We start from the raw sequence: 6,946 nt of genomic DNA on the forward strand, positions 1-6,946 counted from the left end.
CTCCAGGCCTCTAGATCTTCTCGATCGGGGCGTGCCGCAGCACCAGCCACATGACCTGATCACCGAAGTCGATCTGGGCGCGGGCGCCGGGGCCGTGCCCGTCCACGGTCACCACCCGGCCCAGGCCGTACCGCTGGTGGTTGACCCGGTCGCCCGCTGCGACCTTGGGCGCCTGCTTCATCTCGCTCGCGGTCGTCAGCCTGCTCGCGTCCACGCCCAGCCGCTGCGCGAGCTGCTGCGCCTTGGGGGTGCCACCGGCGAAGCCCCCGCCCCGCCCCCGGTCGCCGCCGCCCCGGCCGCCGACGCCGCCGCCGGTGCCGGACCACGACGTGTAGGACCCGGCCGTCCGCTCCCAGCGCACCAGCTCGGTCGGCAGCTCGTCGGTGAACCGCGACGGCGGGTTGTACTGCGGCTGGCCCCACGCCGAACGGGTCACCGCGCGCGACAGGTAGAGCCGCTGCCGGGCCCGGGTGATGCCGACATACGCGAGCCGGCGCTCCTCCTCCAGCTCGGTGTTGTCGCCCAGCGCGCGCATGTGCGGGAACACGCCGTCCTCGAGCCCGGTCAGGAACACCACCGGGAACTCCAGGCCCTTGGCGGTGTGCAGGGTCATCAGCGTGACCACGCCCTGGTGGTCGGGGTCGTCGCTGGGGATCTGGTCGGCGTCGGCCACCAGCGCCACCTGCTCGAGGAACCCGGCCAGCGTGGCGGCCGGCGCGTCCTCGTCCTCCGCCGCCTGCGCCTCCACCCGTTCCGTGTACTCCCGGGCGACGCTGACGAGCTCCTGCAGGTTCTCCACCCGGCCCTGGTCCTGCGGGTCGAGGCTCTCCTCCAGCTCGGTCAGCAGGCCGGAGCGCTGCAACGCGGCCTCCAGCACCTCCTCCGGCGGCGCGGTGGCGGACAGCTCCCGCAGGTCGTCCAGCAGCTGCACGAAGTCGCCGATGCTGTTGGCCGCGCGGGTCGAGATGCCCGGGGCGTCGCGCGCGCCGCGCAGGGCCTGGCCGAACGAGATGCGGTCGCGCGTGGACAGCGCCTCGACACAGGCCTCGGCCCGGTCGCCGATGCCGCGGCGCGGGGTGTTCAGCACCCGGCGGATGCTCACCGTGTCGTCGTCGTTGACCACCGCGCGCAGGTAGGCCAGCGCGTCGCGGACCTCCTTGCGCTCGTAGAAGCGCACCCCGCCGACGACCTTGTACGGCAGGCCGACGCGGATGAACACCTCCTCGAAGACCCGCGACTGCGCGTTGGTGCGGTAGAAGACCGCCACGTCGCCCGGGCGCACCTCGTGGTTGTCGGTGAGCCGGTCGATCTCGCGGGCCACCCAGTCGGCCTCGGCGTGCTCGGTGTCGGCCACGTACCCGACGATCTGCTCGCCCGCGCCCTGGTCGCTCCAGAGCCGCTTCGGCTTGCGGGAGGTGTTGCGGTCGATCACCGCGTTGGCCGCCGACAGGATCGTCTGGGTGGAACGGTAGTTCTGCTCCAGCAGGATCGTGCGGGCGTCGGGATAGTCGCGCTCGAACTCCAGGATGTTGCGGATCGTCGCGCCGCGGAACGCGTAGATCGACTGGTCGGCGTCGCCGACGACGCACAGCTCGGCCGGCCCGACCTCCTCGCCGGCCCGCCCGACCAGCTCCTTGACCAGCATGTACTGGGCGTGGTTGGTGTCCTGGTACTCGTCGACCATCACGTGCCGGAAGCGGCGCCGGTAGACCTCCGCGACGTGCGGGTGCGACTGCAGGAGGTGCACGGTGGCCATGATGATGTCGTCGAAGTCCAGGGCGTGCGCCTCCTTGAGGCGGCGCTGGTACAGCTCGTAGGCCTCGGCGACGGCCCGCTCGTTGGGTCCCTTCGCCTTCTCCTTGAACTCCTCCGGCTCGACCAGCTCGTTCTTCAGGTTCGAGACCTGGGCGGCCAGCCCCCGGGCGGTGTAACGCTTCGGGTCCAGGTCGAGCTCGCGGGCGACGAGCTGCATCAGCCGCCGCGAGTCGTCCGCGTCGTAGATGGAGAAGGTGCTCTTCAGCCCGGCGTGCTCGTGCTCGGCCCGCAGGATGCGCACGCAGGCGGAGTGGAAGGTCGACACCCACATCAGCCGGGCCCGGGGGCCGACCAGGGCGGCGACCCGCTCCTTCATCTCACCGGCGGCCTTGTTGGTGAAGGTGATCGCGATGATCTGGCCGGGGTGCACGTCGCGGGCGGCCAGCAGGTAGGCGATGCGGTGGGTCAGCACCCGGGTCTTGCCCGAGCCGGCGCCGGCCACGATCAGCAGCGGCGAACCGGCGTGGGTCACCGCGTCGCGCTGCGGCCCGTTGAGGCCGACCAGCAGCTCCTCCGGATCCACCCGGCGCGCCGGCGGCCGCCGCGGCACACCCTCGTGACCAGGGGATTTGGGCTCCTGGACAGGCGGCATGGCGAACAGGGGCTGGGAATTTTCCGGAAGGGCTCGCATCGCCGGACAAGTCTATGCCGCACCACCGACAATCCTTGCGGGCGGTGCACACCGCCGTCCCGCAACCAACCTGTCATCCCCCAGCGGTAGCGCTGACCAGCGTCGATACCGCAGGCTGGGTGGCGTTGGTTGATCCGTAACCCGACCGGGAGACCGAATACTATGGACCACCCCCGCCGCCGCGGCTGGGCCGTGCTGCGTCAACTCGCCGTACCGGCCCTCGCTCTGGCCGTTGTCGCCACCCTGCCGATGACCAGGCCCGAACCAGCACCGGCCCGCACACCCGTCGCCCAGTACCTGCCCGGCATGGCCCCGGCCAGCGTGTCCTACGGCTCGTCCGGCAAGACGGTCAAGGGCCAGTTCCTGAGCTACAACGACTTCCACGGCGCCATCGACCCGCCCGCCGGCAGCGGCGCGGTCGTCAACGGCACCCCCGCCGGCGGCGTCGAGTATCTCGCGACGTACCTGAAGAAGCTGCGCACCGAGGCCGCCGCCGAGGGTCGCAAGACCCTCACCGTCGGCGCCGGCGACCTGATCGGGGCCACCCCGCTGGTCAGCGCGGCGTTCCACGACGAGCCGACGATCGAGCTGATGAACGAGGTCGGCCTGCAGGTCAGCTCGGTGGGCAACCACGAGTTCGACGAGGGCGTGGACGAGCTCATCCGCATGCAGCGCGGCGGCTGCCACCCCAAGGACGGCTGCCAGGACGGCGACGGCTTCGGCGGCGCCAAGTTCACCTACCTCGCCGCCAACACCATCAGCAAGAAGACCGGCCTGCCGATCCTGCCGCCCATCGACATCAAGTTCGTCGACGGCGTGCCGGTCGGCTTCGTCGGCCTCACCCTGGAGGGCACCCCGGGCATCGTGAACCCGGCCGGCATCCAGAACGTGCGCTTCGCCAACGAGGTCGAGACCGCCAACAAGTGGGGCAACCTGCTCAAGCTGTTCGGCGTCAAGGCGCAGGTCCTGCTCGTCCACCAGGGCGGCCAGCAGAGCGGCTCCGAGCAGGTCCCGGTGCCGGGCGTCTCGGACTGCAACGCCTTCTCCGGGCCGATCGTGCCGATCGTCGCGGGCCTCAACCCCGAGTTCCGCCTGGTCGTCTCCGGCCACACGCACCGCTTCTACTCCTGCACCCTGCCGAACTCCCAGGGCACGTCGGTGGTGACCAGCGCCGGCAGCAACGGCCAGCTGATCACCGACATCGACTACGCGATCGACCGGCGCACCGGCCGGTTCGCCGAGGTCACCGCCAAGAACGTGGTCGTGGAGAACGGCGTGTCGGACGGCAAGGGCGGCTGGCTCAAGGACGCGGCCGGCATCTACCTGAAGAACCCGGACACGATCGACGCGAAGGCCAAGAAGGTGGCGGACAAGTACCGCACCGCGGTCGCCCCGATCGCCAACCGGGTCGTCGGCAGCATCACCGGCGACATCGTCCGGACGGCCGGCCCCAACGGCGAGTCCCCGCTCGGCGACGTGATCGCCGACGCCCAGCTGGCCTGGACGAAGACCAGCGCCGGCGCGCAGATCGCGCTGATGAACCCGGGCGGCATCCGCGCCGACTTCGACGCCGAGGCGTCCGCCGGCGGCGAGGCCAACGGCCAGGTCACGTACGGCGAGGCGTTCACCGTCCAGCCGTTCAACAACCTGGTGGTCACCCAGACCCTCACCGGGGCGCAGCTCAAGAACGTGCTGGAGCAGCAGTTCGTCGGCTTCGGCGGGCAGACCACCCAGCGCATCCTGCAGGTCTCCGCGGGCCTTACCTACTCGTGGGACAGCACCGCCCCGGCCGGCTCGAAGGTGACCGCGCTGGCGTTCAACAACACCCCGATCGACCCGGCGGCCAACTACCAGGTCACCACGAACGACTTCCTGGCCAACGGCGGCGACGGCTTCACCAACCTCACCCTGGGCACCGGCCGCACCACGGCGCCGGGCTTCGACGTCGACGCCCTGATCGGCTACCTCGGCGCCGGCACCCCGGTGGCGCCGGGCCCGGCCAACCGGATCACCAAGATCGGCTGATCCGGCCGCGTCCCACGGTTCGGGCCGTTTCCTTGCGAAGCGGCCCGGACCGGGTACATACTCGCTTCGTGATCCAGCAGACGCGATTTTTCTCCTACGGAACCGGAAGTCCGGCGACCGTAGGACGCGTCTGAACGACAGACCTACATCAGGCCCCGGGCTTCCCAGCCCGGGGCCTGATGCTGCCCGGGCCGGGCCGACCGGGGCGTCAGCACCCGAGGAGCACGACATGAGCGCAGACCTGATGGACCAGCAGACCGGCGCCGGCGCCGAACCGGCCGCGGAAGAGATCAAGGCGATCCGCGAACGCATCGACGAGATCGATCAGGCGCTGATCGACCTGTGGCTGGAACGCTCCCGCCTGTCCCAGCACGTCGGCCGCACCCGCATGGCGTCGGGCGGAACCCGGCTGGTCCTCAGCCGCGAACGCGAGATCGTGGAACGCTTCCGCGAAGCCCTCGGCCCCGACGGCACGCAGGTGGCGCTGCTGCTGCTCCGCGCCGGCCGCGGACCCCTCTAGGTCTTCCTCGCCGCGGGGTGCCACCACTCCGAGCGTCCGTGGCCGGCGTTGCGCCGGCCACGGCCCCTCGATGGCTACCGGTGAACCCCGGTCAACGGTCCGACTCGTGCGCCTTGCCGAAGACGTACCAGGCGGCGAAGGCCAGCACGCCCGGCACAACGGCGGGGAGAAGCCCGACGGTCGCGCCGGCCAGCAGGACCCGGCGCCCGGCCTGGCGCTGGCTGCGCGCGATCAGGAAAAGTGCGGCACCTACGAGAACGATCGCCGTCGCCTGCAGGACGACCATCGTCAGTGACATGAGCGAATAGTCGGTGCCGACCACCCGGCTGCCCGTGGGGCCCTGCGTGCTGACCGTGGAGACGACCGGAGTGGCCAGGACGAAGAACAATGCAGAAAACATCGCGAAGATTGCCAGGGCGAAAGCTGCATTGGCTTTTCTCAGCAGGCCGGACAACGCCATTCTTCGCCACCCTCTCACCGGCCGTCGGCCATCTGGTTGATCGTACCGTTGTCGTGCCACCAGTGCTCCAGCGTCGTCGACCAGTCGTTCTGCCGTCGAGGGACCCTCTTGCCGGGCTGCTGGGCCTCGAGGAGGGCCGGCTTCTTCGCGGCCGCCCCCGGATGTCGGCCGCGTCCACCTCCGCGTCGGTCAAGGCGGCCACCTCGGCCGGCTTGACGGCGACCTCCTCATCGGACGGCATGACCTTGGTGATCTTCACCTTGACCTGGCTCGGGTGCTGCACCAAGGCGGCGAGATGCTGACCGTCTCATTCGTAGCGCTCACGTTGCGCGCTGGTCATTCCTTGGCGGCGACCATTCTGTGGGCTTCAGCTTGCATGGGCGCCCGGATCGTCCATTCCGAAACAGGTGACGCGGCCGATGCCGGGCTGCTGGCGACGACTATAGGTGCGGCCGCCGCAATAATGGTTTCGAACCTGGACAACATTCCTTCCCCGTGTTTCTGAATCAGAAAATGGTGTTTGTGCCCTTTCTTGTGGGGTGTCTCCAGGGTTTCTGCCGGGTGCCTGGCCCGTATGGCCTGAGGTGGGGGCCGTCTGTGTGGCTGTTCGCCAGGTCGGTGCCCTGCGGTCGGGACCGGCGGCGGGGCATGAGCGTCGTGCTGTCCCGTCGGGGCAGTTGCCAGGCCCGGACCCGGGGGGACGGGGATAGCCGCTCAGCGTCGCCTGGTCCTTGCGGGAGGGGGTTGGGTTGGGGCTTCGTTCGGTGGTCGCTGCGGGGCGGGCGCGGTGGTGGCCGCGGAGCGGCCACGGCGAGCCACGGCGAGCCACGGCGAGCCACGGTGGGCCACGGTGGGTCACGGGGGCCACGGTGGGCCACGGGGCGCGGCGGTGGGCCGCGGTGGGCCACGGGGCGCGGCGGTGGGCCGCGGTGGGCCGCAGTAGGCCGCGATGCGGCCACGGTGGGCCGCGAGGCGGCCACGGTGGGCCGCGAGGCGGCCACGGTGGGCCGCGAGGCGGCCGCGGTGGGCCGCGGTGGGCCGCGAGGCGGCCACGGGGCGAGGCGGTGGAGGCCGCGAGGCGGCCGCGGTGGGATGCCGGCGGGCGGAAGCCCCACGACGCAGACTCCCTCGCGTGGATCTTGATGAGACCGGCTGGCTCGGGTTTCAGACGGCTGGCGCCTCGGGGACCGGCGAGGGAGGCGGCCCGGACCACGGACAAGGAGCCCGCGTCGCCGCGCCGCGCCCTTGCCTGCACTGCGCCCCCGCCTCGCACCCGAGTCGGGACGACCGACTCCCCACGCGCTTTCCGCCGTAGTTCGCTTCCCGATCCCTGCGCGAAGCTCCCGGGCGGCGCGGGCCGGGATGCGACCAGGCAGCGCGGGCAAGGCGCGACCGAGGAATACCGGACGGCGCCGAGCCGGCCCTGGCGTCCGGACCAGGCGAAGACCGGCACAGCCGAGCCGGACGCCGACCGGGCAGGGGCCGGTGCGCCGGG

At 71.3% G+C, this 6,946-nt stretch carries 4 protein-coding genes; 2 read left to right on the plus strand and 2 right to left on the minus strand.

Going from position 1 to position 6,946, the window contains the following annotated elements; genetic code table 11:
* Positions 1–10: 10 nt before the first annotated feature.
* Positions 11–2,446, minus strand: a complete 2,436-nt coding sequence (gene pcrA, locus Ani05nite_RS29370; RefSeq protein ID WP_377882370.1) for a DNA helicase PcrA — start codon at positions 2,444–2,446, stop codon at positions 11–13.
* 162 nt (positions 2,447–2,608) lie between these two features.
* Between pcrA and Ani05nite_RS29375 the strand changes: the two genes are divergently transcribed.
* Together Ani05nite_RS29375 and Ani05nite_RS29380 are read left to right on the plus strand one after the other, a co-directional pair.
* The gene (locus tag Ani05nite_RS29375; RefSeq protein WP_203773736.1) at positions 2,609–4,471 is read left to right on the plus strand and encodes a bifunctional metallophosphatase/5'-nucleotidase; all 1,863 of its coding nucleotides are present in this window, start codon (positions 2,609–2,611) and stop codon (positions 4,469–4,471) included.
* A gap of 229 nt (positions 4,472–4,700) precedes the next feature.
* Positions 4,701–4,991, plus strand: coding sequence for a chorismate mutase (locus Ani05nite_RS29380; protein WP_203773738.1), 291 nt, complete (start codon positions 4,701–4,703; stop codon positions 4,989–4,991).
* A gap of 91 nt (positions 4,992–5,082) precedes the next feature.
* Here the strand turns inward: Ani05nite_RS29380 and Ani05nite_RS29385 are convergent, their stop codons facing one another.
* Entirely contained in the window at positions 5,083–5,451 is a 369-nt protein-coding gene (locus Ani05nite_RS29385) for a hypothetical protein (RefSeq protein WP_203773740.1), read from the minus strand.
* Positions 5,452–6,946 lie beyond the last annotated feature (1,495 nt).

Source organism: Actinoplanes nipponensis, from assembly GCF_016862275.1.
Lineage (GTDB): Bacteria > Actinomycetota > Actinomycetes > Mycobacteriales > Micromonosporaceae > Actinoplanes > Actinoplanes nipponensis.

What these genes read in the sequence shown, in the direction of transcription:
- pcrA (WP_377882370.1), bottom strand. Translation starts at nt 2,446, where the DNA reads ATGCGAGCCCTTCCGGAAAATTCCCAGCCCCTGTTCGCCATGCCGCCT.
- Ani05nite_RS29375 (WP_203773736.1), top strand. Translation starts at nt 2,609, where the DNA reads ATGGACCACCCCCGCCGCCGCGGCTGGGCCGTGCTGCGTCAACTCGCC.
- Ani05nite_RS29380 (WP_203773738.1), top strand. Translation starts at nt 4,701, where the DNA reads ATGAGCGCAGACCTGATGGACCAGCAGACCGGCGCCGGCGCCGAACCG.
- Ani05nite_RS29385 (WP_203773740.1), bottom strand. Translation starts at nt 5,451, where the DNA reads ATGGCGTTGTCCGGCCTGCTGAGAAAAGCCAATGCAGCTTTCGCCCTG.